Annotated in this window: 1 protein-coding gene; it reads left to right on the top strand. The window is 65.0% G+C overall.

Annotation, left to right across the window (positions count from 1 at the left end):
- Nucleotides 1–17: 17 nt before the first annotated feature.
- A partial coding sequence (locus EXE44_RS21655; RefSeq protein WP_241991890.1) for an amino acid permease occupies nucleotides 18–300 on the top strand: 283 nt, incomplete at its 3' end.

Below are 300 nucleotides of genomic sequence, written 5' to 3'. Positions count from 1 at the left end.
CACGAGGCCCTCGACCGATGAGCGGGAGCCAGACTCGGTCGCCGGACGCCGAGCTCGGACTGCTGGAAGCGACGATGATCGGTATGGGAGCGATGATCGGTGCCGGAATCTTCGTGCTGACCGGACTGGCAGCCGAGATCGCCGGGCCGGCGGCCATCATCGTTTTCGCGCTGAACGGCGTTGTCACCGCGTTCACCGGACTCTCGTACGCCGAACTCGCCAGCTCGATCCCGAAGAGCGGCGGCGGGTACGCCTTCGTCCGCGAGATCTTCGACGACCTCTCCTCGTTCATTATGGGAT

It is taken from the genome of Halorubrum sp. SS7, assembly GCF_005435055.1.
GTDB lineage: Archaea > Halobacteriota > Halobacteria > Halobacteriales > Haloferacaceae > Halorubrum > Halorubrum salinarum.
Note: the sequence above shows the minus strand (reverse complement) of the source record. Positions and strands in the feature narration are given on the sequence as shown.